Source organism: Ruegeria marina, assembly GCF_900101475.1.
Taxonomy (GTDB): Bacteria; Pseudomonadota; Alphaproteobacteria; order Rhodobacterales; family Rhodobacteraceae; genus Ruegeria_B; species Ruegeria_B marina.
Window position 1 is genome coordinate 61594 of record NZ_FMZV01000006.1, and the last position, 25559, is coordinate 87152.

Here is a 25559-nt window from a genome sequence, read left to right on the forward strand (position 1 = left end):
GCCCCCGTGAGATCCAACAGAGAGGACAGAGAGATCATGGCCGACACTTCGATAGGGACGTCGGAGCAACTCCGCGACCCGAACTACACCCCGCCGCTCGCCAAGGCGGTGCCGCTGGGTATCCAGCATGTCCTGGCGATGTTCGTCTCGAACGTCACGCCTGCAATCATCGTGGCGGGCGCCGCCGGTTTTGGTTTCGGCTCGAACTCGCCGGACTTTCCCGAACTTCTTTACCTGATCCAGATGTCTATGCTGTTTGCCGGTGTGGCAACGCTGTTGCAGACGGTGACCATCGGGCGGGTCGGTGCGGGCCTGCCCATCGTGCAGGGGACCAGCTTTGCCTTTTTGCCGATCATGATCCCGCTGGTCGCGGGCAAGGGGGTGGATGCGCTGGCGGCGCTCTTTGGCGGTGCGATCATCGGCGGGCTGTTCCATTTCTGCCTTGGGTTCTTCATCGGACGGATCCGCTTTGCCCTGCCGCCGCTGGTCACGGGACTGGTGGTCACGATGATCGGCCTGGCGCTGGTCAAGGTCGGCATCCAGTATGCCGCCGGCGGCGTGCCCGCCATCGGCACGCCGGAATACGGCTCGCTTCTCAACTGGTCGGCGGCATTGGTGGTGATCCTTGTCACGCTGGGGCTGAAATTCTTCAGCCGCGGGATGCTGTCGGTCTCGGCGGTGCTGATCGGGCTGATCGCGGGCTATGTCTATGCGCTGCTGGTGGGCATGATCAGTTTCGAGGCGATCGGCACCAGCTGGAGCCGCGCCGCCGGGTTCGCCCTGCCGGTGCCGTTCAAATACGGGTTCGAATTCTCGCTGGCCGCGGTGATCGGCTTTTCGATGATGGCGGTGGTCTCGGCCATCGAGACGGTGGGCGATGTCTCGGGTATTGCCAAGGGCGGTGCCGGGCGCGAGGCGACCGACAAGGAGATTGCCGGCGCCACCTATGCCGATGGTATGGGGACCGCGATTGCGGGTCTGTTCGGGGCCTTCCCCAACACCTCGTTCAGTCAGAACGTGGGCCTGATCGCCATGACCGGCGTGATGAGCCGCCATGTCGTCACCATCGGCGCCCTGTTCCTGATCCTGTGCGGGCTGGTGCCCAAGGTGGGCGCGATCATCCGCACCGTGCCTATCGAGGTGCTGGGCGGTGGCGTCATCGTGATGTTCGGCATGGTGGTCGCCGCCGGTGTCTCGATGCTGTCGGATGTGGACTGGAACCGGCGCAACATGGTGATCTTCGCAATTTCGCTGTCGATTGGCCTGGGCCTGCAACTGGAACCCGGCGCGGTGCAACACCTGCCCGATACCGCGCGGATCCTGATGACCAGCGGCCTGTTGCCGGCCGCCGTGATTGCCATTGTGCTGAATCTCGTACTGCCGCAAGAACTGGGCGAGGAAGCGACCGAGGAGGTCTCGGGCGGCATGGCCGGACACGGGCGCACGTAGGGCCGGACAGGAGGCGGGGCGCTCCCGCCTCTTTGCCCTGCATTACGGATGCAGGGCACAAGACTTGGGCCGGGCAGCGCGCGGGGAGGTCCGCGCGCTCAGCCCGCCATCAGGCGCGCCACATCCAGCATCCGCGCCGAAAACCCCCATTCATTGTCATACCATCCGAAGACGCGGACCTGACGCTCGCCGATCATGCGGGTTTCCGGCCCGGCGACGATCAGGGATTCCGGCCGCGCGCGCAAGTCTGAGGACACCAGAGGCCGATCGGTCCAGCCCAGCACCGGCGCGGCGGCCACAGCCGCACGCAGGGCGGCGTCGAATTCGGCCTCGGATATCGGGCGCTGCAACTGTGCCACGAGGTCCACCGCCGAGACGCTGGCCGTCGGAACCCGCACCGCCGCGCCTGAGATCCGGCCCGCCAGATGCGGCAGCACCGCGTCGATCAGGTGGGTGGCGCTGGACGTGGTGGGCACCATCGACAGCGCGCCGGCCCGCGAGCGCGCGGCATCGCCGCGCGGCGCGTCGACCATCGGCTGGCTGTTGGTGTAACAATGAATGGTCGTCATGTGGGCGCTGGCGATGCCTGCGATTTCGTCGATCACCCGCGCCAGCGGCGCCAGAGCGTTGGTGGTGCAAGAGGCGTTCGACACGATCCGGGCATTGCCCAGCCTGTCCTCGTTGGCGCCCAGCACCACGGTGATCTCGGCCGCCGGAGACGGCCCCGAGATCAGCACCTTGCCCGCCCCGGCCGAAAGGCCCCGCGCCGCAACGTCGGATGTGCGCGCGATCCCGGTGCAGTCGAGCAGCACATCCACCCCCGACAGGTCCACTCGCGCCAGGTCGGCGCTGTGGGCCACCGGGATCTCGACTCCGTCCACCACCAGGACCTGATCCCCGGTCGCGACGGTGCCACGCCAGGGGCCGAATGTACTGTCGTATTCGAAGAGATAGGCACAGGTATCGAGCGGTGCGATATCGTTGATCAGCGCGAGCTCTATATCCTTGGCCTGCGGTGCAGCCATCAGCTGCCGCAGGATGGTGCGGCCGATGCGGCCGAATCCGTTGATCGCGATTTTCATGCGCCAGCTATGGCAGTTGCGCTGACCGACCTCAATGCCCCGGCGGCGCTGGACTCAACGGCAAGTGACCCGGGCAAAGAACTGGCCGGAAATGTTCTGGTAGAGCGTGTTGCGATCCACCGTGCATCCGGTCGCCTGCTGGACGGCAGCAATCGCCTGATGGGTGCGCAGCCGGGCGGGCGGCCCATAGGGGTTGAGGTTGTTCCAGTCCCGCGTGGCGCGGTAGACGACCGGCTCCTGCGACACTTGCGTGACGGCCCAGGTCCGGTTCATCACCCGGACGGTGATCGTCTCGTCCTGCGCGATGGCGCTTGTTCCGAAGGTGGACAGGGCGACCAGTCCGACCAGGGCCGGACGCATCAGACGCACATTCATGGTAGGGCCTCCTGTGCAATGCGACTACCTGCCCTGATTTGAGCAGATCGCGCGCGTTCTGAGAAGCCCCGGTGGACGTATGTATGGTCCGGGCGGTGAAGGTTGGAGTTCTGGATCAGCGCCTGTCGCCACCGGTGACGCGCCCGAGAGACCGGCTTGCGGCCGCCCACCGGACAGCCGCCGCCTTTTTCCTCTGCCCTGCCTTACCGCCGGGGCAGCACCATGTGCCGGTTCACGTCCTTGTAGAGCAGGTAGCGGAACCGCCCCGGCCCCCCGGCATAGCAGGCCTGCGGGCAGAACGCGCGCAGCCACATATAATCGCCCGCCTCGACCTCGACCCAGTCCTGGTTCAGCCGGTAGACTGCCTTGCCCTCCAGCACGTAGAGCCCGTGTTCCATCACATGGGTCTCGGCAAAGGGGATCACCCCGCCGGGCAGGAAGTTGACGATATTGACATGCATGTCGTGGCGCAGGTCCTCGGGGTCGACAAAGCGCGTGGTCGACCAGCGCCCCTCGGTGCCCGGCATCTCGCGCGGGACGATGTCCTGTTCGCGGGTGACGAAAGGCTCGGGCCGGTCGATCCCCTCGACCGCCTCATAGGCCTTGCGCACCCAGTGGAACCGCGCCGCAGGTCCCGCATGGTTGTGCAACTGCCAGTCGCAGCCCGCTGGCAGGTAGGCATAGCCGCCGGGTTCGAGCACGTGATCGGCGCCCGCGATGGTCAGCGTTACCGCGCCCTCGACGACAAAGATCACACCCTGCGCGCCGGGATCGGTCTCGGGCCGGGAGCTGCCGCCGCCGGGCTGCACCTCGACGATGTAATGCGAAAAGGACTCGGCAAATCCGCTGAGGGGTCGCGCCAGCACCCAGACCCGCGTCCTGTCCCAGAACGGCAGGAAACTGGTGACGATGTCGCGCATCGTGCCCTTGGGGATCACCGCATAGGCGGTGGTGAACATCGCCCGGTCGGTCAAAAGCTGCTCTTGCCCCGGATGCCCGCCCTGGGGCGCGTAATAGTTGGGATGTGCCATCTGTGCCTCGTTCCTGTCTTGTCCGCCAATCTGGAACACGCGGTTCCCCGGTCCTAGGGTGAAAGGCCCGATAGGTTCATTCGGGATATTTTGAAGATGACGGCATAGTCCGGCCTCTTGGTCTGTGCTGCGGCGGCGTGTAACGATGGCCGCAGAGCTGAACCGATTTCGAGGACCAGATGAAACGCGCAATTCTCATTTTTCTGACCGCGACCGCCATGATCCTTGCCGCCGGGGCCGGCGCCAAACCGTTGTCGCGGATCATTGCCGAACTTGGCCTCTCACCCGAAGATTTCCAGCTGATGGGCGCGGCCTCGCGCCAACTGGTGGTCGATGACCGCCCGGTCGTGGGGCGCGAGGCGACATGGGAGAACGCCGCCACCGACTCGCGCGGGTCCGTGCGGGTTGACGCGGTGCAGGGCGATTGCGCCGTGCTGCATCACACGATCCACCCGACCGGAGCCGAGCAGGCCAAGCTGATTGGCACCCGCCTGTGCAAGGGTGCCGACGGCGTCTGGATGATGACGCCGTAAGGAAGGGCTCCGGGCCGGGTACTTCGGTGTCGTTCATTGCCCGCGCGAAGGCTTGCCGAGTTCGCGGATGACCTGTTCGGACATCTGCGCGGTGCGGGTATAGCGGCATGCCGGGCGCGAGATAACTGAGTGGAATGTCCTGCAAAGGCCCCATGTGAGCCTGCGGAAAACACACCCCCTTGTATTGCGGTGCCGTCTTATCCGTGCCGCAGAACAAGGGTCCGCGTTGCGCTGAAATCGTAAAGAGCGGCGAAGCCCTTTTCGCGCCCATGGCCCGACTTGCCGATGCCGCCGAACGGCAGTTCCACACCGCCACCGGTGCCGTAGCCGTTGACATAGACCTGCCCCGCCGCGATCTGGCGGGCGACGCGCAGGGCGCGGCTGCCATCGGCGGACCAGACCCCGGCGACCAGCCCGTAGTCGGTGCCATTGGCCAGGGCGATGGCCTCGGCCTCGTCCCGGAAGGTGAGGAGGGCGAGAATGGGTCCGAAAATCTCATCCTGGGCCATCGGGTGGTCGGGGGGCACGGGGCCGTAGAGGCGCGGCGGGATGAAATGGCCGCCCGCCGGGGCGCCTTCGGCGATCCGGCCCTCGGCGATGAGCGGGATGCCATCGGCCTCGGCCATGGCGCAATAGCGTTGGACGCGCCGGTGCTGGGTGAGGTTGATCACCGGACCGAGTTCGGGGTTTTGCGCGGGCGCTCCCGCGACCAGCCGGGAAAAGGCGGCCCCGAGGCGGGCGGTAAAGCCATCGGCAATAGCGGCATCGACCAGCACTCGGGACCCGGCAGAGCAGGTTTGCCCGGCGTTCTGGACGATGGCGGCGATGACCGCAGGGACGGCGACATCGAGATCGGCATCGGCAAAGACGATCTGGGGCGACTTGCCGCCAAGTTCGAGCGTGCAGCCGATATGATGGCGGGCGGCGGCGACCTGAACCAGGGTGCCGACTTCGGGACTGCCGGTGAAGGAAATGAAGTCGATCCCACGATGGGCGGTGAGCGCCGCGCCCGCGATCTCGCCCCGGCCGGGCACGACGTTGATGGCGCCGGCGGGAAAACCCGCCTCCCGTGCCAGTTCGGCCAGATGCAAGGCGGTGAGACAGGCATCCTCGGCCGGTTTCAGGACCGTGGCATTGCCCATGGCCAGCGCTGGCGCAAGGCTACGGCCGACCATCTGTGCGGGATAGTTCCAGGGGATGATATGGCCGGTGACGCCGTGCGGCACGTATTCGGTGCTGGCGTGCAGGCCGGGGCGCATCGGTATGGTGATGCCGTGCACCTTGTCGGCGGCGGCGCCGTAATATTCGAAATAGCGCGCGGCGGTGTCGATATCGCCCCGGGCCTGGTCCAGCGGTTTGCCGGTATCACGTGCCTCCAATCGGGAGAGATCGTCGCGATGTGTCTCGATCACCTGGCCCAGGCGCGAGAGCAGGCGGCCGCGTTCGGTGGCCGAAAGCCGGCCCCAGGGGCCGGACAGGGCCCGGCGCGCGGCACCGACGGCGGCATCGATATCTGCGGCGTTCCCGGCTGCGATGCGGGCAAAGACGGCACCCGTTGCCGGATCGGTCACGTCGAGCGACTTGCCTGAGGCGGGCGGGTGCCATTCGTTGTCGATGAACACGCCGTTGAAACGGGTGATTGGGTCGGCGGCGCCAGGCGTGTCATGCATTGTCATGGCTTGGCGCTGCCTTTCCGGTTGCGGGTCGTCAGATTTTGACGGTGACCGTCTTGAGGTGCGAATAGTGGTGGATCGCCTCGATCCCCTTTTCGCGGCCATAGCCCGAGTTCTTGTGCCCGCCAAAGGGCGTCTGCACCGACATCGTGTTCCAGACATTGACAAAGATCTGGCCCGCATCGATCCGGTCGGCCACACGCAACGCGCGGGAGATGTCGCGGCTCCAGAGCGTTCCGATCAGGCCGTAGTCGCTGTCATTCGCGATGCGGATCGCGTCTTCCTCGGTGTCGAAGGGGATGGCAACGAGTACCGGGCCAAAAATCTCTTCCTGCGCGATGCGCATGGAGTTGTCGACATCGGCATAGACCGTGGGCTGGATGTAGAAGCCGTTCTCCTGGCCTTGGACCTCGGCCACCGCGCCGCCGGTCAATACGCGGGCGCCATCCTCCTTGGCGACCTCGAAGTAGCCCTGCACGCGCTGGAACTGGGCCGGGGTGATGATCGGACCCAGCGTTTCGCCCGGGACGATGGATTCGGTGGCCTTGGCGACCTTTTCGAGGAAGGCATCATAGACGGAGCGTTGCACCAGAAGACGGGTGCCCGCCGAACAGACCTGCCCGCAGTTGAGTGTGAAGCCCTTGACCGCCTCGGTGGCGGCGGAATCCAGATCGGCGTCCTCGAAGACGATGTTGGCCGATTTGCCGCCCAGTTCCAGCGTCAGCGGGATGATCCGCTCGGCGGCGATGCGACCGATGGCGCGGCCGGTGGCGACCGAGCCGGTGAAGGCGACCTTGCGCACGGCCGGGTGGCTGACGATGGCTTCGCCGACCTCTTGCCCGGTGCCGAGGACAATGTTGATCACGCCCTTGGGGAACCCCACTTCACTGGCCATGCGGGCCATTTCGATAGTGGTGCGCGACGTGATCTCGGACGGTTTCGCCACCACCACGTTGCCGGCCACCAGCGCCGGCGCGATGGCGCGGGCGGCCTGGTTCAGCGGCAGGTTCCAGGGCGTGATGATGCCGATCACGCCAAAGGGTTCGCGCTTGGTAAAGACATGCTGGTCGGGGGCGACGTCGAGCACATCGCCGGTGGGGAGATAGACAAGGCTGCCGTAGAATTCGAAATACTGGGCGCTGCCCTCGATCTCGGCCAGGGCGCCGGCCATGGGTTTGCCGGTGTCAGCGCGTTCAAGTTCAGCGAGGCGGTCTTTCTCGGCACGCATCCGGGCTGCCATGGCGAGCATCAGGCGGCCACGTTCGGCGGCGTTGAAACGGCGCCAGCCATCGGCGGCCGCCTGGGCCGCGGCAACGGCGGCTGCGACATCCTCGGACGTGCCGGCGGCGACGCGGTGTGACGGTGCGCCGGTCATTGGTGAGACATTTTCGATATAGCTGCCGCCCGATGGCGCCGTCGAGGCACCATCAATCCAGTGGTCATAGGAGGCAAGCGCCGTGTTGGTCTTTGCTTGGGCTTGGGGGTTCATGTCTGGCCTCTCTGGAACTGGGCTCAAATGAATGGCATGGTCGCTTCGACCGAAGCGCGGCCCTTCTGGCGCTCGCGCCAGGCGGCGAGGACGGGCAGATCGGCCAGCCAGTTGCGGTCGGGGTAGCGGAAAACGATATAGTCGAGGGCGGTGATCGCGGCGATGTTGGCTATATCGGGCCGCTCGGCGAAATCGCGCGGCGGGTTGGCGTCCAGCCGGGCCAGCCCCTCGGCCATGGTGCGGAACCGCTTGGCGCCCACCATGTCCGTGTCGAACCCGGGCGCCGACTTGCGGCCGATGATGACGGCCGTGGCAGCCTCGGCCGCGCCTAGAGCCGGGGCGGCGATGGAAAGCGTTTCGGCAAGACCCTGGGCGGGGTAGATCGGCACGTCGGGCGCGATCTGGTCAAGATAGCGCAGGATCAGGTGGGCCTCGGCGATGGCGTGACCATCATCGGTGATCAGTGTAGGCACCCGGCCAGCCGGATTGGCGGCAAGGAAATCTGCGGGGTCGGCCCAGGGATCGACGATCTGGATTTCAACCTTTTCGGACAGGCCCTTTTCCTCGATCGCGAGGCGAACCAGTCGGACAAAGGGCGATGTGGTGTTGGCGAAAAGTTTCATCTTCGAGCCTCACTTGACTTTGAGCGTGATGCCGCCATCCACCACCAGTTCGATGCCGGTGATGAACTTGGCTTCGTCCGAAGCCAGGAAAACGCTGGCCCAGGCGACATCCCAAGCGTCGCCCATGTGGCCGAGCGGCACAAGGGCGTCACGCTGGCGGACCATCTCCTCGGTCGAGCCGTAGACATCGGTGACATTGCCCATGTGGATGAGCGGCGTATTCATCAGTCCCGGCAGGATCGAGTTGCAGCGGATGCCCTTGCGGCCATAGTTCAGCGCGATGTCGCGGCTGAAGGCGTTCACCGCTCCCTTGGAGGCCGAATAGGATATGCAGGAATAGCCCAGCGAGTGGGTGGAGGCGATGGAGCTGATGTTGATGATCGAGCCGCCGCCCTGGCGTTCCATGATCGGCAGGATGTTGCGGCAGGTCAGGTAGATCGACTTGACGTTGATATCCATCAGCCGGTCCCATTGCTGCTCGGTCAGGTCCTCGGGGCCGCCCGGATCGATGATGCCGACATTGTTGTGCAGCACGTCGATACGACTGAATTTCTCCATTGCCTTTTTGACGGCGGCTTCGACGTCGGCGGCCTTGGATACGTCGCAGACGGCGGTTTCGACGATCCCGCCCTCGTCGCGGATGATCTGGGCAGTTTCTTCCACCGCTTCCGATTTCAGATCGAGGGCGAACACCTTGGCGCCTTCGCGGGCAAAGGCAACCGCAGCGGCCTTGCCATTGCCCCAGCCGGGGCCGATCGAGCCTGCGCCGGTCAGGAAAACCACCTTGTCCTTAAGACGATCACCCATCTGACATTCTCCGTTCTCTTGCAATTGAGGTTGGGCCGACAATCCCGCCCGCCGCCTGTGTGCGCAAATATTGTTGTGGTCTAGGGGTGATAGTTATTTTTTATACCGGGCTGTCTATCGGGCAGAGCGGTCATGCGGCGGGATGGCGTGACGGGATAAAATCGCTTTTTTTCATGTGTTTGTTGTTTTTCGCGGTGAGCTGCCAGCTGGCCGATATAAGAAAATCATCTGAGGGACATGGGAAATCGCTATTTGTTGACTGCATATTACGCACCTCATCCTGCTGCCACCGGATCATGGGCGGTCGATGGAATCTGAACGTGCCGATCCTTCCGGACCAAGACAGTCACCTGGAGGAGACACATGAAACTCAAATCTCTCATCACGGCCGGGATGATCAGTGCGTCAGCGCTGGCACTTTCGTCCGCGGCATTCGCCGCCGACAAGACCGTGCGCATCGTCGGCTTTGGCGCCAGCTCGGGCGTTGTGGGCATTTTCGGTCAGAACTCGGGCGCGGCCATGAGCGCGGCGTTCGAGAAGATCAACGCGGAAGGCGGGATCACGCTGGCCGATGGTTCGAAAGCGATGATCGAAACCGAATACTATGACGACCGCTGCAATGCCGAGGAGGGCATTTCGGTCCTGCGCCGGATCGCCTCGACCGATGCACTGGTCGCCATCGGTCCGACCTGCTCGAACGTGGCAGAACCGCTGTTCGGCATCCTGCAGGCCAAGGTTGACGACGCTGGCGATACCGGTCTGCAATTCCCGGTCTTCACCGACGTGGCGATCAAGGGCGGGCTGGCCGGTATCTCAGAATGGGTGTTCCGCAACACGCCGTCCGAGGCCAAGATGTATGATGACCTGTTTGCATGGATCCGCGAGACCTATCCCGATGCCAAGACCATCTATGGCGGCGTGGAAGAGGACTTCGCCCATTCGCGTTTCACCTGGTATTCGGTGATGAAAACCGCCGCTGAAGCGCATGGTTTCGAACTGGTCGGCGAGGCGCAATGGCTGCTGAACGACACCAACTTCTCGAACCAGGCGCGCGGCATGCGCCGGGCCGAACCGGACGTGGTGGCGATCTCGGCCCATCCGTTCACTTCGTGCGGGATGCTGCGCGAGATGGCGCGGCAGAAGATCCAGCCCAAGGTACTCGTTGGCCTGACCTCGTCGTCGAGCCTCGAGACGCTTTCGGGCTGCGCCAACGAGGCACAGGGGATCATCATCCCGACAAGCTTTGCCCCGGTGAATGACGAAGCGAAAGCCGCGGCTGAGGCGGTTGCCGCCAAGGGCGGTGCGTTGGACCTGCACAGCGCTGCGGCCTGGGAAAACGCCATGATCCTGCGTGACGTGATCAATGCCGCCGGCATCGAAGGAACACCCGACACGCTGGAAGCCGACCGCCGCAAGATCCGCGACGGGCTGGCTGCGCTGACCACCGCGCATGGGCTGTTGGGAGAGAACAAGCGGATGCCCGATGGCGAGGCCGTGAAGCCCTATGTCTTCGTGCATGCCCAGGGCAACGCCTGGGAAGTCGTTCACAACCCCGGCAGCTGAGCCGGATCGGCGGCGCGCGCGGAACCTCGTGCGCGCCATTCCCGCCAGTGCCCGGGCTGCCCCTGCTCCCCTGCGAAAACCGGCGCGGCCCGGGCCTCCTAAACGAGCGCCACAATGGATTATTTCTTCATCATCGATTTCGTGCAGTCGCTGGCCGATGGCCTCCTGTTCGGAACCACCTACGCGCTGATCGGGATCGGGTTCACCCTGATCTTCGGTGTGATGCGCAAATTGAACCTGGCCTATGGGGCAGCCGCCCTGGCGGGAACCTATGTGGGTCTTGGATTGTTCCTGACCTTCAACGCGCCGCCCTTCGTGGTGTTCCTGGCCTCTGCCATCGGGGCCGGTTTGATCGGCCTCGTGGTCTATTACTGCTGCTTCAGGTTCACGCCCGAGGCCCATCCCATGGCGTCGCTTCTGGCGTCGGTCGGGATGCTGCTGTTCCTTGAGGAAATGATGACCCATGTCAGCCACGGCATGCCACATCCCTACCCGTCGGTACTGAGCGGTGCGACGCTGGAACTGGGGGATATCTGGATCCGGGGCGACCTGCTTTTCGTGTTCGGCATCTGCGTCGTGGCGATGGCGCTCCTGTTCTGGCTGCTCTACCGCACGCCGCTGGGCCTGGCCACGCGGGCCGTGTCGCAACAGCCGCGCGCCGCTCAACTTTGCGGTATCGACAGTGCTCGTGTGAATGCGCTGACATTTGTTATCGCCGGTGTTCTGGGCGGCACGGCCGGGGCCATGACCGCCGCCGCCGTCGGGATCCTGTCGCCGATCATCGCGACCGGGCTTACCGTCAAGGGGCTGATCGTCGTTGTCATCGGCGGTCTGGGCTCGATCCCCGGCGCGATCATCGGCGGACTTCTCGTCGGTGCCGCCGAAAACATCTTCCTGTTGCTGCGCGGAGTCACCGAGCGCGACATCTACGTGATGCTGCTGCTCTTCCTCTTCCTCACACTGCGTCCCGGTGGCCTATTCGGCTCGGCCGCCACGCGCGATTGATCGGAGGCCCCGATGGATTTCTATTTCGGACTCTTGCAGATCTTCGGCGTGCACACGCTGCTCGGTCTCTCGGCCTATGTGGTTTTGCTGACCGGGCAGGTCAGCATGGCGCAGGCGGGCTTCTATGCGATTGGCGCCTATACCGCCGGAGCCGGCACCGCGATGTTCGGCATCCACATCCTGCCCGCAATCATCGTGGCCGGGCTGGTGACGGCGGTGATTGCCTGCATCGTCGGGTTCCCGGCTCTCAGGGTAAAGGGGTTGATGCTGGTCGTGGCGACGCTCGCCTTTGGCGAGATGGTGCGGCTCTTCTTCTTCAACCTGACATGGCAGGTTGATCGCGGCGGCGAGTTGGTTGGCCCGAACGGCGCCGAAGGTTTCCGTTCGATCCGCTACTTCCCCGAACATGGCTGGGAGGTGTGGCATGTGACGGCGTTCATCTGGGCCGTGGTGATCGTGGTGATGGTCGCGCTGTGGTGGGTCGACCGGACCCGTGCGGGTGCCGTGCTGCGCGCCGTCGGCCATGACGAAACCGCCGCGCAGTCGATCGGGCTGAACCTGACGGCGGTGAAAGTGGGCGCGATGACCGCCGGCGGCTTCATCGCGGGCCTGGGCGGCGGTATATATGCCCATACGGTGACGCATATCGAACATGGCGTGTTCGGCGTTCTGCTGGCTACTTTTGCCATCGCCTATCCGATCCTTGGCGGGCTCGGGTCGGTCTTTGGTACCGTGATCGCGGTGCTTTTCATTCAGGGGTTCCTGATCGAAGGACTGCGCTTCCTTGGCGACTGGCGGTCGCTGCTCTTTGGCGCGCTGATCGTGCTGGCGATGAACCTGCGGCCGACCGGCCTCTTGGGCGAACATGCGCCCCGCTGGTTCCGGCGCCGCAAGACCGGCTCCGAACCCCTCGAACTGAAGGAAGCCAACTGATGCTGACGCTGGAAAACCTTTCGAAGCTTTTCGGCGGTGTGCGCGCGGTCGACGATGTCAGCCTGACGATCCGCGAGGGAGAGATATTCGGCCTGATCGGCCCCAACGGGTCGGGCAAGTCAACCACGATCAACCTCATCACCGGGCTTTATACACCGACGACGGGCAAGGTGACGCTGGATGGCCACGACCTGACTGCGATGGCGCAACACGAACGCACCTCGATGGGGGTGGCGCGGACGTTCCAGAACATCCGCCTGTTCGGCAACCTGACTGTGGCGCAGAACCTTTGGGTGGCGCAGAACGGGCACGAACAACGCCGGGCGCATTTCCTGGCGCGCTGGTTCAAGGCGGGCGGCGAGCACGGACCGGATATCGAGGAACTGCTGCGGTTCTCGCAGCTGCATTCCAAGCGCGACCTGCAGGCCAATGCGCTGTCCTTCGGCGAGATGCGGCGGCTGGAAATGGCCCGTGCGCTGGCCTCGAACCCCAGGGTCCTGCTGCTCGATGAGCCGGCGGCCGGTGCCAGCCAGGAAGACGCGCAACTCTTGGCCGAACGCATCCGCGCGGTGCGCGACCGCGGCGTCACGGTTCTTCTGATCGAGCACATGATGGAACTGGTTATGGGCATCACCGACCGGATCGCGGTGCTGAATTTCGGCCGCAAGATCGCCGAGGGCAGCCCGGCCGAGGTGCAAATGAACGAGGATGTACGCGCCGCCTACCTGGGTGGCAGCCACAAGAACGAGGAGCTGGTTCATGCTTGAGATCCGCGACATTCACACCTCTTATGGCAAGATCGCGGCGCTGAAAGGGGTTTCGCTCGATATCGCCGACGGCGGGCTGACCTGCCTGTTGGGGCCGAACGGTGCTGGCAAGACGACCTTGATCTGGACCATCGCCGGCATCCTGAAGGCGCGGGCCGGGTCAATGAAGCTCGACGGCGAGGAAATCGCGGGGCTGCGGGCGCCGCAGATCGTCGGCAAGGGGATCGTGACCGTGCCGGAAAACAGGCTGGTGTTCCCTGAAATGACCGTCAGGGACAATCTGATCGCCGGTTCGTTCAGCCGCCGCAAGGACAAGGGCGGCGTGGCGCGGGACCTGGAAGAAGTTCTGGAACGGTTCCCGCGTCTGCGTGAGCGGGCGAACCAGGATGCCGGTACGCTGTCGGGCGGTGAGCAACAGATGCTGGCCGTTGGCCGGGCGCTGATGGCCCGGCCCAAGATTTTGCTGATGGATGAGCCGTCAACCGGTCTGGCCCCGATCATCGTCGAGGAAATCTTCCAGATCATCGGTCAGCTGCGCGATGAAGGAAAAACCATCTTCCTGGTCGAGCAGAACGCCCATATGGCCTTGGATTATGCCGATCATTTCTACCTGCTGGAACAAGGGCATGTGACCTTTGGCGGAGTGCCGGGCGAAGTGGACCACGACGAGTTGATCCAGCGCGCTTATCTGGGTGCGCGCAAGGCGAGCTGAGCGAGGCCGGGCCGTGCTACTCGACCTTGTACAGAACACCGTGGATGGGCTGGCCGTCGGTGCGGCCTACGGATTGCTGGCATTGGGTTTCACCCTCATCTTTGGCGTGATGCGGCGGCTGAACATCGCGTTCGGGCCGTCGATCATGATCGGGATCTTTGCCGGTGCCTGGCTGCACGCGGAATGGTCGGTGGGGATGGTGCCGGTGTTCCTGGCGGTGCTGGCAGGCGCGGTGATAACGGCGGCCTATGTCGAGCGGATATCCTTTGCCGCTATCCGGGGAGATGCGGCGCTGGCCTCGATGGCGTCGAGCTTTGCCATCTGGATGCAGCTGGAAGAGGCCGTGGCGCGCGTGTTTCCCGGCCGGACCTATGGCTTTCCCACTTTTGACGGGATGCCGATGATCGAGATCGGGCCGGTGCTGCTGAGGCCCGAGTACCTGGTCATGCTGGTCACGGCGGCGGCGCTGGTTGCGGCGCTGCAATGGGGGCTTGCGCATACGCGGTTCGGGCTGGAGTTGCGCACGCTGGCCGACCGGCCCGAGGCGGCGCGGGTTTCCGGTGTGAATGTGGCGCGGGTGGCGTTCCTGACCTTTCTTCTGGCCGCTGCAATCGGCGGCATCGCCGGCTTCCTGATTGCGGCGGCGGATGGGCAGATCACGCCCAAGATCGGATTGTGGGCGACGATTAAAGGGCTGATCGCCATGGTGATCGGGGGCCTCGGATCGCTGCGCGGCGCGCTCATTGGCGGGCTGGTTCTGGGCGTGGTCGAGGCTAATGCACAATGGTTCCTGGGCGCCGCCGGGCGCGAGATGACGACCTATGCTCTCTTGTTTCTGGCGCTGGTGCTATTGCCTGCGGGGCTGGCCGGGCGCACCGAGGCCGGCGCCCGGGCCGAGGCCGAGCGAAGGCTCTGAGCGATGGACTCCTACACGATCTCGGTGCTGTCGAATATCGGGCTGTTCTCGTTCCTGGCCATCTCGGCCTGGATATTGCTGATCGCGGGTGAGATCAGTTTCGGGCAACAGGCCTATTTCGCACTTGGGGCCTACGGCGCCGGGATTGCCACGGCGGTTTGGCAATGGCCCTTCGCACTGGGGCTGGGGTTCGGTATCGTTCTGGGCGCCGGAATCGGCGCGCTGGTGGCGTGGCCGGCGATGCGGCTCACCGGGGTGCATTTCGCGATTGCGACCTTGGCCTTTGCCGAGTTCCTGCGCAGCGGGCTGAACATCTTTCGCTACCGGCGCGAGGTCGGGGGCTATCTGACCGGGCCGGACGGCGCCAACGGGTTTCGCGATATCCGTTGGGCCTATGAGGCGGGGGTTGAGCCTCTGGGCTATCTGATCCTGATCGGTGGGTGCCTGCTGTCCGTCATCGCTCTGGTGGCCTGCCTGGCGCGGGGACGTGGCATGGCGCTCCTCCGGATCGTAGGAGAGGACCCGATCCTGGCCGCGATGCAGGGGATAAGCGTGGCGCGCGTGCGCATCGGCGCGGCGGCGCTGGCGGGCGGGGTCGCCGGGTTCGGCGGCGGGCTTTATGCCCATATGGCGACCTATGTGGAGCCGGCGCAGTTCGGAGTGATGCCGGGCGTACATGCGCTGGCCTATGGCCTGATCGGCGGGCTGGGCACCGTGTTCGGGCCGATCCTGGGGGTGCTGGTGGATATCGGTGCGCTGGAATCCCTGCGCGTCTTTTCTGGTTACCGGATGATCGTGTTCGGCGGGCTGGTGGCGCTGGTGTTGATCGTGCGGCCACGCGGGCTCCTCGACGAGGCGGCGCTGCGGCGGGGGTTGGCATGGCTGCGGCGCTAGAGATTTCCGGACTGACCCGCCGGTTTGGTGGTGTGACCGCTTTGGCGGGGGTGGATCTGAGCCTGCTTCCGGGCGAGGTGCTGGGCCTGATCGGACCGAACGGATCTGGCAAGACATCGCTGTTCAACGTGCTGAGCGGGCATTACGCGCCGGATGCAGGGGCCGTGCGGCTCGATGGCCGCGACATTGCTGGTTGGGCGCCGCGCCGGATCGCACGGGCGGGCGTGACCCGGAGTTTCCAGAACCTGCGGCTGCTCAAGCGGTTGTCGCTGTACGAGAATCTGCGCGCGGCGACCCATTCGGCGGCGTCAGGGCGCGAGTTGTTCTGGCAAAGCCGGGCGGCGAAGCGGCGTGAGCGTTCACAGCTGATGGATCTGCTGGCGCTCTTTGGCCTGGAGGACAAGGCCGATGACGCGCCGGGTGCGCTGACGCTGGTCGAGATGCGGCAACTGGAGATCGCGCGGCTGTTGGCGGCGCGGCCTCGGTTGGTGCTGCTGGACGAGCCCGCGGCGGGGATGACGCCCGCCGAGACGGCGCGGATCAGCAGGATCATCGCCGAACATGTCCTGCCCGGACGCAGCGTGATCGTGATCGAGCACAAGATGCCGCTGATCACCGCGCTTTGCCGGCGCATCGCGGTGCTGCAGGCGGGGGTCAAGATCGCCGATGGCCCGGCGCGGGCAGTGCTGGACGACCCGCTGGTGCGGCAAAGCTATTTCGGGTCGCGGCCATGCTAGAGTTGTCGAACCTCTGCGTGCGTTATGGTCACATCCGGGCTTTGGAGGGTGTCTCGCTGACGCTGAAGGCGGGCGAGGCGCTGGCGGTGGCGGGCATGAACGGGGCCGGGAAGTCCTCGCTCGTGCGGGCGATCTGCGGGCTGGTTCCCGTGCGCGAGGGACAGGTGCGGCTGGACGGACAGGCGATCACCGGGCGGCCCCTGCACCGGCTGGAAGGTGTGGCGCTGGTGCCCGAGGGTCGCGTGTTGGCGCCATCTCTGAGCGTGAGCGAAACGCTGTGGCTGGGCGCGGGGCGGGTTTCCGCGCGCACCCTGGCCGCGCGGCGCGATGGCGTTCTGGCTCGGTTCCCGGAACTGGCCGGGCGGCTCACCCAGCGTGCCGGCACGCTGAGTGGTGGCGAGGCGACGATGCTGGCGCTGGCGCGCGGGCTGATGGCCGCGCCACGCATTCTGATACTGGACGAGCCGTCTCTGGGCCTGTCACCTGCGGCGACGGCGCGGGTATTCGATACGCTGGCCGAGCTGCGGCAAGACGGGATCGGTGTCTTGATCGTCGAGCAGAACCTGCATCTGGCGCTGGGCTTTGCCGACCGGTTCCTGCTGTTGCAGCACGGGCGCCCGGTGGGCGAAGGGAGTACTGCCGAGGCCGACCGCTCCGCCGGGCTGGAAGAACTGTTGCTTGGACATTAGAAACGAGGAGAGGGCGCATGTCGAAACCTGTTCTGATAGCCTGGTTCCTGGCCGTGACAGCCAGTCCGGCACTGGCCGACCGGATGCTGGCCGAGGTGGATTGCACAGCCACCGAAACGGTTTTTGCCTATGATTGCGCGATACACCTGTCGCAGGCCGGGGCGCCGGTCGAAGGGGCGGAGTTTACCGTGAAGGCGGACATGCCCGAGATGCCGATGGCCCATAACCTCGCGCCGGTGGCGGCGGTTCCGGGGGGCGAACCGGGCAGCTACACTGTGCCGCTGACCATCGAGATGTTCGGGCGCTGGATGCTGCGGCTGGAAGTGAACGCCCCACGCCGCGACGTGATCGTCCTGGATCAGGAGTTCATACCGGGTCAGGGCGCCCGGTGCGATGATAACACCAAGGCGGATCATGCAGGTCATGCCCGCCACACCGGCATGACGCACTGCAACTGAGCGCCGATCAGCGCGCCGCCGGATCGAAGGCCTGCCAGATGCCGCGCGCCACCAGATCCCGGATGACTTCGAGCGTTATCCGTTCAAGTTCGAGGCTTGCACGGGTGACCGGCCGGGCCGGGTTGCGCACGAGGTAGACCGGCCGCACCATCGCCGGTTTCACGATAGGGGCCATGATCAGTTCGCCCCGCTCGACGAAATCGATGGCGGCGGCGGGGGCGAGGATGGTGTAGCCGCTGCTGCGCGAAACCATGATCTTGATCTGCGCCAATGCATCCATTTCGGTGGCCACATTCAGGCTTACGCCCTGGCCGCGGGCAAAACGGTCGATCATGCTGCGCAGCCCGTGATGCGGCGAGGGCAATACGAGTTCGACTTCGGCCAGATCGGCGAAACGCACGGGGCTGCCGGCGCGGCTGTGGAAGGGCCAGGCATCGGGGGCCGAGAAGAAGTGCAGCTCTTCCGTCATCAGTTGGCGATGGCTCAGATGGCCGACCGAGGCGATGTCGTAAAGCATGCCAAGGTCGATGGACTGGTCTTCGAGCCATGTCTTGATGAAACCGCTCATCGCGTCGATGGCGCGCAGGCGGACCTTGGGCAGTTCCAGCCTTACGGTTTCTGCCAGCGGCACCGAAAGCACCATGGCGATGGAACTGGGCAGGCCGAAGCTGACCTCGCCTTGCGGTTCACTGCCGCTTTCACGGACGGCGGCGCGGGTACGTTCGAGCGCCGCGATCACCTCGCGCGCGTGGCTGAGCAGGACCTCGCCCGATTCCGTAAGGGACACGCCGCGGGGGCTACGATCGAGAAGGGTAACGTCAAGTTCGCGTTCGAGAGCGATCACATGCTGCGACAGCGATGGTTGGGCCACGTTCACGCGCTGGGCTGCGGCGGAAAGCGAACCTTCCTCGGCGATGGCGACGAAATAGCGGAGTTGACGGATATCCATCGCTTGTCCTTGACCGGTGCCATCCCTGCTTCATACGCAAAACCTCTGACAGGCAGAGATGAATTGTCGTCAAATGCCAGTAAGCGCCGGGCTTTTATCGGTGTCAAAACTTTTTCCTATGACGGGCGGAGTGAATGCATATTACCGACGCTTCGGGAAACCCTGTTATCGAAAGGCAATGCGCCGCGACTGCGCTGTCCGCGCCGCTGTCATCACTGGACCCAGCGGAGAGGAGCCGCCCCATGACCGACATCATCCTGCATCACTACGACCTGTCCCCGTTCTCCGAAAAAATTCGGCTGGCGCTGGGGTACAAGGGGCTGCCGTGGAAGTCGGTCAAGGTCGAGGCTGTTCCGCCCCGTCCGCTGCTCGACGCTCTGACCGGCGGCTATCGCCGGGTGCCGGTAATGCAGATCGGCGCCGACATCTATTGCGACACCGAGGTCATCTTTCGCGCGCTGGAACGTATCCAGCCGCAGCCCAGCCTCTATCCGGCCGGCGAGGGTATCGCCAAGGCGCTGTCGTTCTGGTGGGACCGCGCGACCTGGAAACCGGCCATCGGCATCCTGGTGGATTACATCGGCGAGCATCTGCCCGAGGAGTTCCTGCGCGACCGCAAGGACCATTACCTGGGCTATGACATTTCCAAGTCGGCAATGGCGCCGATGCTGTCGGCCTATGTGCAGCAGATGACCGCCTTCGGGGAATGGCTCGCCTCGATGCTGGCCGAGAATGGCGATTACCTGACCGGCCAGGCGGTAAGCGCGGCCGATATCACCTGTTATCATTCGCTGTGGCTTTTGCGCGCGAATTGCGGGGCCGAGGCGATTGATGCGCAGTTGCGGCTGAGCCCCGCCGTGACCGCCTGGATGGACCGGATCGCCGCGATCGGCCACGGCACGCCAACCGAGATGACGCCGGAGGAGGCGCTGGCGGTGGCCAAGGAGGCCGAACCCGCCGACAGCTTTGCCGCCGACGCCGATCCGACCGGGCTGAAACCCGGCCAGGCGGTGACGGTCACACCCGACGACAATGCCAAGGTGACCGTCGCTGGAACGCTGGTCGCCGTTGACGCGCAGGAGATCGTGATCGCCCGGCAAAGCTCCGAGGCGGGTACGCACCACATCCATTTCCCGCGTGCCGGTTTCGAGGTGTTCGCTGCACCCGCCGACGCGCAAACCGCAGCCTGAGACCCGAAAAGGTCCTCGTAATGAAGGATATCGACATGACCGAAACGACCACGATCGAAGCGAACCGCAAACGCGCCAAGGATTATTTCAAGGCATTTGCCACCAAGGACCGGGCATGGCTGGAGGCCAACGTGGCCGCGACCTATATCCGCAACGACTCCACGCTGCCCTTCGAGGTGGTCGGCCCCGAAGGCGTGCTGCAACTGGGCGACCTGCTGCTCGGCGCCTTTTCTGAGATCGAGCTCGACGTGCAGGATACCGTGGCCGAGGGAGACAAGGTGCTGGTTCGGTTGCAGTTCCGCGGGGTCCATTCCGGGCCGTTCGGTGACTACCAGGCGACGGGCAAGCGGTTCGACGTGGCCGTGCTGGACCTGTTCCGGATGGAGAACGGCAAGATCGCCGAGCAATGGCCCGCCATCGACAACATCGGCCTGCAACAGCAGATCGGCATGCTCTGAGGAAGATGGCAGGATGCGTCTGAACGGAAAGACCGCGATCGTCACCGGCGGTGGCGCCGGGTTCGGGGCCGAGATTGCCCGTGTGTTTGCCCGGGAGGGGGCCAGGGTCGTGATCCTGGACCTGAACGGCGCGGCGGCCGAGGCCACTGCAGCCGAGATCGGCGCAGCGGCGCTGGCGGTGGCGGGCGACGTGACCAGAGCGGCGGATATCGATCGCGCGGTACACGAAGCTCGACGCTTTGGCGGCCGGGTGGACATAGTGGTCAACAACGCCGGTTGGACGCATCGCAACAAGCCGATCCTGGAGGTCACGGAAGAAGAATTCGACCGCGTTTATGCAATCAACGTGAAATCGATCTTTCACATGACCAATGCCGTGGTGCCGGTCATGCGGGCGCAAGGCAGGGGGGTGATCCTGAACATCGGGTCGACGGCGGGCATTCGCCCGCGTCCGGGCCTGACATGGTACAACTCGACAAAGGGAGCAGTGAACCTGCTGAGCAGGTCGATGGCGGTGGAACTGGCGCCTGACGGCATCCGGGTGAACTGCGTGGCCCCGGTGATGGGCGCGACCGGCCTTCTGGAATCGTTCATGGGCGTGCCCGACACGCCCGAGAACCGCGCGAAATTCATCGCCACCGTACCGCTGGGCCGGCTGGCCGAGCCGCGCGACGTCGCCGGGGCTTGTCTCTACCTCGCTTCCGACGATGCCGAGTTCATCACCGGCACAGTTCTGGAAGTGGACGGTGGGCGCACGGTCTGAGGTCTGGCCGATGCGCACGCCTGTCACATATCTCTTCGTTCCCGCCGACCGGCCCGAGCGGTTTGCCAAGGCGATGGGATCCGGCGCGGATCGGGTGATCCTCGACCTGGAGGATGCCGTGCGCCCGGAGGCCAAGCCCGCGGCGCGGGCGGCGATACGGGCCGCCGCGCTGGACTGGCCCCGGGTGGTGGTTCGGGTCAATCCCGCGACGACGGAATTCATCGCCGATGACCTGTCTGCGGTGGCTGCAACGGGGGCTATGGCGGTGATGCTGCCCAAAGCGGAAGAACCGCGCGAAGTGGCCCGCGTGCGCGACGCCATCGGGAGGGAAATCGAGGTGATCCCGCAAATCGAAACGGCACTTGGACTGGAGCGGGTCGATGCCCTGCTGGGGGCGCAGGGCGTGCGGCGGGTGGCATTTGGCCATCTGGACTACGCGCTCGACCTGGGTTGCGTGCCCGAATGGGAGGCGCTGACGCTGGCGCGGCAACGGCTGGTCTGGCGGTCGCGCCTGGCGGGGCGCGATGCGCCGGTCGACAGTGTGACGCCCGAGTTGGATCCTGCCCGCGTGGCCGAGGACACGGCGCGGGCCAAGGCGCTGGGTATGGGGGGCAAGCTGTTGATCCATCCGGCTCAGGTTGCGCCCTCTGCAGAAAGTTTCGCCCCGACCGAGGCGGAACTGGCCTGGGCGCGCAGGGTTCTGGCAGCCGTGGCCGCTGGCGCTGGCGCGATCGCTGTTGATGGCCGAATGGTCGACAAACCGGTCGAAGACGCGGCGCGCCGTATCCTCGATCTTTCCCCGAACGCCCAGGAGCATGTGTGAAATGCTGGATCTTCCCCGTACCCTGGCCGGCTATGGCCGCCTGCGCAGCCCGGACACGACCGAAACGCTGAGCCGCCGGTTGACCCGCCGCAACAAGATCCTGCCGGATCTCGATGCGGCCCTGTCCGCCTGTGAACTGAAGGATGGCGACACGATTTCCTTCCACCATCACCTGCGCAACGGCGATGGCGTGCTGAATGCGGTGATGGAGGCGGTGGCGCGGCGCGGGCTCCGAGGCATCCATGTCGCTGCGACCTCGATCTTCCCGGTGCATGCGCCGCTGGTCGAGCATATCCGAAATGGAACGGTGCGACGGATATCGGCCAACTTCATCTCTGGTCCGGTGGGCGAGGCGGTGAGCGCCGGGGCGCTGGAGGAACCGGTGATCCTGCGGACCCATGGCGGACGGGCGCGGGCGCTGGACCAGGGCGAGCTGAAGGTCGATGTCGCCTTCGTGGCGGCGCCCGCGGCGGATGAGCTGGGCAATATCAGCGGCCGGATCGGGCGGGCGGCCTGCGGTACGATGGGCTATCCGTTATGTGATGTCGAGGTTGCAGCCCGCGTGGTGGCGGTAACCGACAGCCTGATGCCCTTTCCCTGCGGGCCGGTGGACATAGCCCAGGACAAGGTTGATCACGTGGTCGTCGTTGGATCGATCGGTGATCCGGGCGGGATTTCGTCAGGGACGACCAGACCGGCGGAGGATCAGCTTGGGCTGGCTATCGGTGAAACCGCCGCGGCGGTGATCGCGGCCAGCGGTTTCTTGGAAGACGGGTTCGCGTTCCAGACCGGGGCCGGGTCGATCTCGCTTGCCACCGCGGCGGCGGTTGGGCGCGAGATGGCGCGGCGCGGGATCACCGGCAGTTTTGCCGCAGGGGGGATCACCGGTTTCCATGTCGACATGCTGGAGGCCGGTCTGTTTCGCAACCTGATGGACGTGCAATGTTTCGACCAGGCTGCCGTGCGGTCCTATCGCGATGACGCGCGGCACCTGTCGATGTCGGCGGGTGTCTATGCCGCGCCGCATATCGGGGGGGCCGTGGTGGATCGGATCGACACGGTGGTTCTGGGCGCGGCCGAGGTGGACCTGAATTTCAACGTCAACGTCACCACCAAGGCGGGCGGCGTGATCATCGGCGGGTCGGGCGGGCATGCCGATACCGCTGCGGGTGCAAGGATGAGCGTGATCACCACGCGGCTGAATGCGGCCGGTTATGCGAAGATCGTGCCGCAGGTCGGCACGCTGACGACGCCGGGCGCGACGGTGGACGTCGTGGTGACGGATGGCGGCATCGCGGTGAACCCGGCACGGGGCGATTTGTGCGAACGTTTCCGCGCAGCCGGTTTGCCGGTTTTAAGCATCGAGGAACTCGGGGCGCGGGCCGCCGACGCCGCGACGCGGGCCGTACCGGCCCGAGCGGATGGGCGGGTTGTCGCCGTCTCGGAATACCGCGACGGATCGGTCACCGACGTGGTGCGGCAGATCGATCCCGAAAGGCTCTAGGTAATCATCCGACCGGTGAGCACGACCTTTCCCCGGGCACCGGGGCGCAGCACGTCACGCTGGGCCTCGGCTGCCTCCGCCAGCGGATAGGTGCGGTTCACCACCGGACGCAGACTGCCATCCGCAAGACCCGCGCCGATATCGGCGAGCGTGTCCAGCACCCGCGTGCGGGGTGCGTTCCATACGGCGGTTCCCGCGATATCAAGCTCCTTCATCATCGCGACACGCGGCGAGATCACGATTTCTCCGCGGCACCCGACGATCACGATTCGCCCGAACGGGGCGGCAAGGTCCATGTCGGCGGCAAGGTTTGCGTTGGCGAGCATTTCGAGGATCAGCGCGGGGCCCTCGCCGCCCGTCGCGCTTCGGACCTGGTCAAGGTATCCCGGCCGGGAATGATCGACCGCGACTTCTGCACCCTGTGCGCGAACGAGGTCGAGGCCCGCGGCGCTGCCGGCGCTGCCGATCGCGCGCATCCCGGCACGATGGGCAAGCTGGATTGCCGCGGTGCCGACTGCACCGCTGGCGCCATGGATGAAGACGGTCTCGCCCGCCTGCGCTCGGCCCCGGGTGAAAAGGGCAAGATGAGCGGTGACATAGGGCACGCCGATTGCTGCGGCCTCGGCGAAGCCGACGTTCTCGGGCAATGGCAGAATGTTTTCCGCCGGGCGCAGCACGTATTCGGCATAGCAGCCCGAGAGGTCGCGACCCAGCGCGGCGCTGACGAAAACGCGGTCGCCGGGGGCGAATTTTTCCACCTGCGGTCCCACTGTAGCGACCACACCGGCACAATCGCCGCCGGGAATGTAGGGAAGATCGGGGGTGATGGCGTAATTTCCCGTCAGCATATAGGTATCGGCCGGGTTGACACCGGCGGCCTTCATTTCGATCAGCACCTGGCCCGGGCCGGGTTCAGGCGCGGGGATTTCGTCAAGGACAAGGGTTTCGGGGCCGCCGAAGGCATGGGCGCGGATGGCTTTCATCGCTTGGTTCCTCAGCACCGGTCGGATGTCCAGGTGGCAAAGGGCGAGAGCGCGGCGAGGTCCGGTTCGGTACCGAGCCCGAGGCCGGCGGGCAAGGGGACCGTGCCTTCGCTTACAGGCAACAGATCGCCGACAATCAACTCGCGCCCTGCATTCGGATGGCAATCCATCTCGAGATTTCCCTCTCCACCGGCAGCCGCCAGCGCGTGGAGAGACGAGAGACTGGCAATGCCGCCGCCGAAGACATGCGGGCAGTAGACGGCGCCAGTTTTTGCCGCCGCGCGGGCCACGCGCATGCAGCCGGTGACACCGCCCCATTTGGTGATGTCGGGCTGGTAGTAGCGCAGCGCCTTCCGGGCGAACCAGATATCGAAATCGCCGCCGCGCAGGTTTTCGCCCCCGGCAAGCGGAATCGGTGACGCCTTGGCCAGCGCATCCCAGTCGTCCAGCGGCGTGTCGACGCGCATCGGTTCCTCGAACCAGCGTAGGTGATGCTCGGCCGCGGCGCGGGCCATTTCCGCGGCGTCGGCGGGCGAAAGCGACTGGTTGGCGTCGATCATGAACTCGGCAGCGGGTCCGATGGCCGCGCGAACCTCGGCGATGTTGGCAAGGTCGCGCGCGCGCCCGAAACCGATCTTGAGCTTGAAGGCGCGGTGGCCCTCGGCGTACCGAGCGGCGGCGAACTCGGCCGCGCCATCGGGGTTGATGCCGGTGGCATAGACCGGGATGCGCTGCATCGGGGTGTCGGAGAGCAGCCGCGCCAGCGGCTTACCCGCGCGCCGCGCGGACATGTCCCAGAGCGCTATGTCGATACCGGCGATGACTTGCGCCACGGGGCCGACCTCGCCGGTTTGCAGCACCAGGACCTCTGTCAGCTGTGTCAGGTGGTCGAAGGCCTCGGCCGGATCGCCGAAGCTCTTGCCGACCAGCGCCTGGCCCAGATCCACCGCCAGCCTGGCGCGGTGTTCGGCGCCGACGGCGGGCCAGTTCGACCAGACCTCGCCCCAGCCTTCGGCGCCCTCGGTATCGGTGACCCGGACCAGGACCATCGGCCTGTCGCGGAACGTGCCGAAGGCGACCTTGATCGGCTGCGCGATGGGCACCCGAAAGGCGAAGGCGTCGATACGGGCGATGGCGGGCATGGGGGCTCCTT

Annotated in this window: 27 protein-coding genes; 17 read left to right on the forward strand and 10 right to left on the reverse strand. The window is 65.5% G+C overall.

All coding sequences use genetic code 11. From position 1 onward, the window contains the following. Positions 1 to 36 precede the first annotated feature (36 nt). Positions 37 to 1449, forward strand: a complete 1413-nt coding sequence (locus BLT75_RS10340; protein WP_093030691.1) for a nucleobase:cation symporter-2 family protein — start codon at positions 37 to 39, stop codon at positions 1447 to 1449. A 98-nt stretch (positions 1450 to 1547) separates the two neighbouring features. Here BLT75_RS10340 and BLT75_RS10345 read toward each other — a convergent pair whose 3' ends face one another. The 3 genes from BLT75_RS10345 to BLT75_RS10355 form a co-directional block, all read right to left on the reverse strand. Further along, positions 1548 to 2531: a type I glyceraldehyde-3-phosphate dehydrogenase gene (locus BLT75_RS10345; protein ID WP_093030694.1), complete on the reverse strand. Its 984-nt coding sequence runs from the start codon at positions 2529 to 2531 to the stop codon at positions 1548 to 1550. Between the two features lie 54 nt (positions 2532 to 2585). Next, positions 2586 to 2906, reverse strand: coding sequence for a hypothetical protein (locus BLT75_RS10350; protein ID WP_093030697.1), 321 nt, complete (start codon positions 2904 to 2906; stop codon positions 2586 to 2588). Positions 2907 to 3109: 203 nt separating this feature from the next. Beyond that, entirely contained in the window at positions 3110 to 3937 is an 828-nt protein-coding gene (locus BLT75_RS10355) for a bifunctional allantoicase/(S)-ureidoglycine aminohydrolase (protein WP_093031123.1), read from the reverse strand. A gap of 179 nt (positions 3938 to 4116) precedes the next feature. Here BLT75_RS10355 and BLT75_RS10360 point away from each other — a divergent pair, with 179 nt between their 5' ends. Further along, complete coding sequence (locus tag BLT75_RS10360; RefSeq protein ID WP_093030700.1) at positions 4117 to 4470, forward strand: hypothetical protein; 354 nt, start codon at positions 4117 to 4119, stop codon at positions 4468 to 4470. A gap of 197 nt (positions 4471 to 4667) precedes the next feature. Here BLT75_RS10360 and BLT75_RS10365 read toward each other — a convergent pair whose 3' ends face one another. From BLT75_RS10365 to BLT75_RS10380, 4 genes are read right to left on the reverse strand one after another with little or no spacing between them, the layout of a single operon-like run. After that, a complete protein-coding gene (locus BLT75_RS10365; protein WP_093031126.1) occupies positions 4668 to 6140 on the reverse strand; it encodes an aldehyde dehydrogenase family protein in 1473 nt (490 codons plus the stop codon). Positions 6141 to 6177: 37 nt separating this feature from the next. After that, positions 6178 to 7632 (reverse strand): aldehyde dehydrogenase family protein, encoded by a 1455-nt coding sequence (locus BLT75_RS10370; RefSeq protein ID WP_093030703.1) that lies wholly within the window; start codon positions 7630 to 7632, stop codon positions 6178 to 6180. 23 nt (positions 7633 to 7655) lie between these two features. Next, positions 7656 to 8255 (reverse strand): glutathione S-transferase family protein, encoded by a 600-nt coding sequence (locus BLT75_RS10375; protein WP_093030706.1) that lies wholly within the window; start codon positions 8253 to 8255, stop codon positions 7656 to 7658. A 9-nt stretch (positions 8256 to 8264) separates the two neighbouring features. After that, positions 8265 to 9062 carry an SDR family NAD(P)-dependent oxidoreductase gene (locus BLT75_RS10380; protein WP_093030709.1) on the reverse strand — a complete coding sequence of 266 codons (798 nt, stop codon included), beginning with the start codon at positions 9060 to 9062 and terminating at the stop codon, positions 8265 to 8267. A gap of 363 nt (positions 9063 to 9425) precedes the next feature. Here BLT75_RS10380 and BLT75_RS10385 point away from each other — a divergent pair, with 363 nt between their 5' ends. From BLT75_RS10385 to BLT75_RS10430, 10 genes are all read left to right on the forward strand, one after another. Next, a complete protein-coding gene (locus tag BLT75_RS10385) occupies positions 9426 to 10625 on the forward strand; it encodes an ABC transporter substrate-binding protein (RefSeq protein ID WP_093030712.1) in 1200 nt (399 codons plus the stop codon). Between the two features lie 114 nt (positions 10626 to 10739). Then, complete coding sequence (locus BLT75_RS10390) at positions 10740 to 11630, forward strand: branched-chain amino acid ABC transporter permease (protein WP_093030715.1); 891 nt, start codon at positions 10740 to 10742, stop codon at positions 11628 to 11630. Between the two features lie 12 nt (positions 11631 to 11642). After that, entirely contained in the window at positions 11643 to 12563 is a 921-nt protein-coding gene (locus BLT75_RS10395) for a branched-chain amino acid ABC transporter permease (RefSeq protein WP_093030718.1), read from the forward strand. Then, complete coding sequence (locus tag BLT75_RS10400; protein WP_093030721.1) at positions 12563 to 13330, forward strand: ABC transporter ATP-binding protein; 768 nt, start codon at positions 12563 to 12565, stop codon at positions 13328 to 13330. The genes BLT75_RS10395 and BLT75_RS10400 overlap by 1 nt, the downstream gene beginning before the upstream one ends. After that, on the forward strand, positions 13323 to 14042 hold the full coding sequence (locus tag BLT75_RS10405; protein ID WP_093030724.1) for an ABC transporter ATP-binding protein: 720 nt from the start codon (positions 13323 to 13325) through the stop codon (positions 14040 to 14042). Before BLT75_RS10400 ends, BLT75_RS10405 begins: the two co-directional genes overlap by 8 nt. A 13-nt stretch (positions 14043 to 14055) precedes the next feature. Further along, a complete protein-coding gene (locus tag BLT75_RS10410; RefSeq protein WP_176827923.1) occupies positions 14056 to 14958 on the forward strand; it encodes a branched-chain amino acid ABC transporter permease in 903 nt (300 codons plus the stop codon). Between the two features lie 3 nt (positions 14959 to 14961). Continuing rightward, positions 14962 to 15852 (forward strand): branched-chain amino acid ABC transporter permease, encoded by an 891-nt coding sequence (locus tag BLT75_RS10415; RefSeq protein ID WP_093030730.1) that lies wholly within the window; start codon positions 14962 to 14964, stop codon positions 15850 to 15852. After that, positions 15837 to 16589 (forward strand): ABC transporter ATP-binding protein, encoded by a 753-nt coding sequence (locus BLT75_RS10420; protein WP_093030733.1) that lies wholly within the window; start codon positions 15837 to 15839, stop codon positions 16587 to 16589. Before BLT75_RS10415 ends, BLT75_RS10420 begins: the two co-directional genes overlap by 16 nt. Then, complete coding sequence (locus tag BLT75_RS10425; RefSeq protein ID WP_093030736.1) at positions 16583 to 17278, forward strand: ABC transporter ATP-binding protein; 696 nt, start codon at positions 16583 to 16585, stop codon at positions 17276 to 17278. Before BLT75_RS10420 ends, BLT75_RS10425 begins: the two co-directional genes overlap by 7 nt. Before the next feature lie 17 nt (positions 17279 to 17295). After that, positions 17296 to 17736, forward strand: a complete 441-nt coding sequence (locus tag BLT75_RS10430) for a FixH family protein (RefSeq protein ID WP_093030739.1) — start codon at positions 17296 to 17298, stop codon at positions 17734 to 17736. A gap of 7 nt (positions 17737 to 17743) precedes the next feature. Here BLT75_RS10430 and BLT75_RS10435 read toward each other — a convergent pair whose 3' ends face one another. Beyond that, complete coding sequence (locus BLT75_RS10435; RefSeq protein ID WP_093030742.1) at positions 17744 to 18685, reverse strand: LysR family transcriptional regulator; 942 nt, start codon at positions 18683 to 18685, stop codon at positions 17744 to 17746. Positions 18686 to 18927: 242 nt separating this feature from the next. On the opposite strand from BLT75_RS10435, the gene BLT75_RS10440 reads away from it, so the two are divergent. Genes BLT75_RS10440 through citF form a run of 5 tightly spaced genes read left to right on the forward strand, consistent with a single transcriptional unit; the run spans position 18928 to position 23423 of the window. Continuing rightward, positions 18928 to 19875, forward strand: a complete 948-nt coding sequence (locus tag BLT75_RS10440; RefSeq protein ID WP_093030745.1) for a glutathione S-transferase family protein — start codon at positions 18928 to 18930, stop codon at positions 19873 to 19875. A gap of 35 nt (positions 19876 to 19910) precedes the next feature. Further along, the gene (locus BLT75_RS10445; protein ID WP_093031129.1) at positions 19911 to 20333 is read left to right on the forward strand and encodes an ester cyclase; all 423 of its coding nucleotides are present in this window, start codon (positions 19911 to 19913) and stop codon (positions 20331 to 20333) included. A gap of 13 nt (positions 20334 to 20346) precedes the next feature. Further along, the gene (locus tag BLT75_RS10450; RefSeq protein ID WP_093030748.1) at positions 20347 to 21096 is read left to right on the forward strand and encodes a glucose 1-dehydrogenase; all 750 of its coding nucleotides are present in this window, start codon (positions 20347 to 20349) and stop codon (positions 21094 to 21096) included. Then, positions 21080 to 21919 carry an HpcH/HpaI aldolase/citrate lyase family protein gene (locus BLT75_RS10455; protein WP_245706471.1) on the forward strand — a complete coding sequence of 280 codons (840 nt, stop codon included), beginning with the start codon at positions 21080 to 21082 and terminating at the stop codon, positions 21917 to 21919. The genes BLT75_RS10450 and BLT75_RS10455 overlap by 17 nt, the downstream gene beginning before the upstream one ends. A 1-nt stretch (position 21920) precedes the next feature. Further along, positions 21921 to 23423: a citrate lyase subunit alpha gene (gene citF, locus BLT75_RS10460; RefSeq protein ID WP_093030751.1), complete on the forward strand. Its 1503-nt coding sequence runs from the start codon at positions 21921 to 21923 to the stop codon at positions 23421 to 23423. Here citF and BLT75_RS10465 read toward each other — a convergent pair. Together BLT75_RS10465 and BLT75_RS10470 are read right to left on the reverse strand one after the other, a co-directional pair. Beyond that, on the reverse strand, positions 23420 to 24406 hold the full coding sequence (locus tag BLT75_RS10465; protein ID WP_093030755.1) for an NADPH:quinone reductase: 987 nt from the start codon (positions 24404 to 24406) through the stop codon (positions 23420 to 23422). The two genes, citF and BLT75_RS10465, sit on opposite strands and share 4 nt — an antisense overlap. Before the next feature lie 11 nt (positions 24407 to 24417). Further along, entirely contained in the window at positions 24418 to 25548 is a 1131-nt protein-coding gene (locus BLT75_RS10470; protein ID WP_093030758.1) for a mandelate racemase/muconate lactonizing enzyme family protein, read from the reverse strand. Positions 25549 to 25559 lie beyond the last annotated feature (11 nt).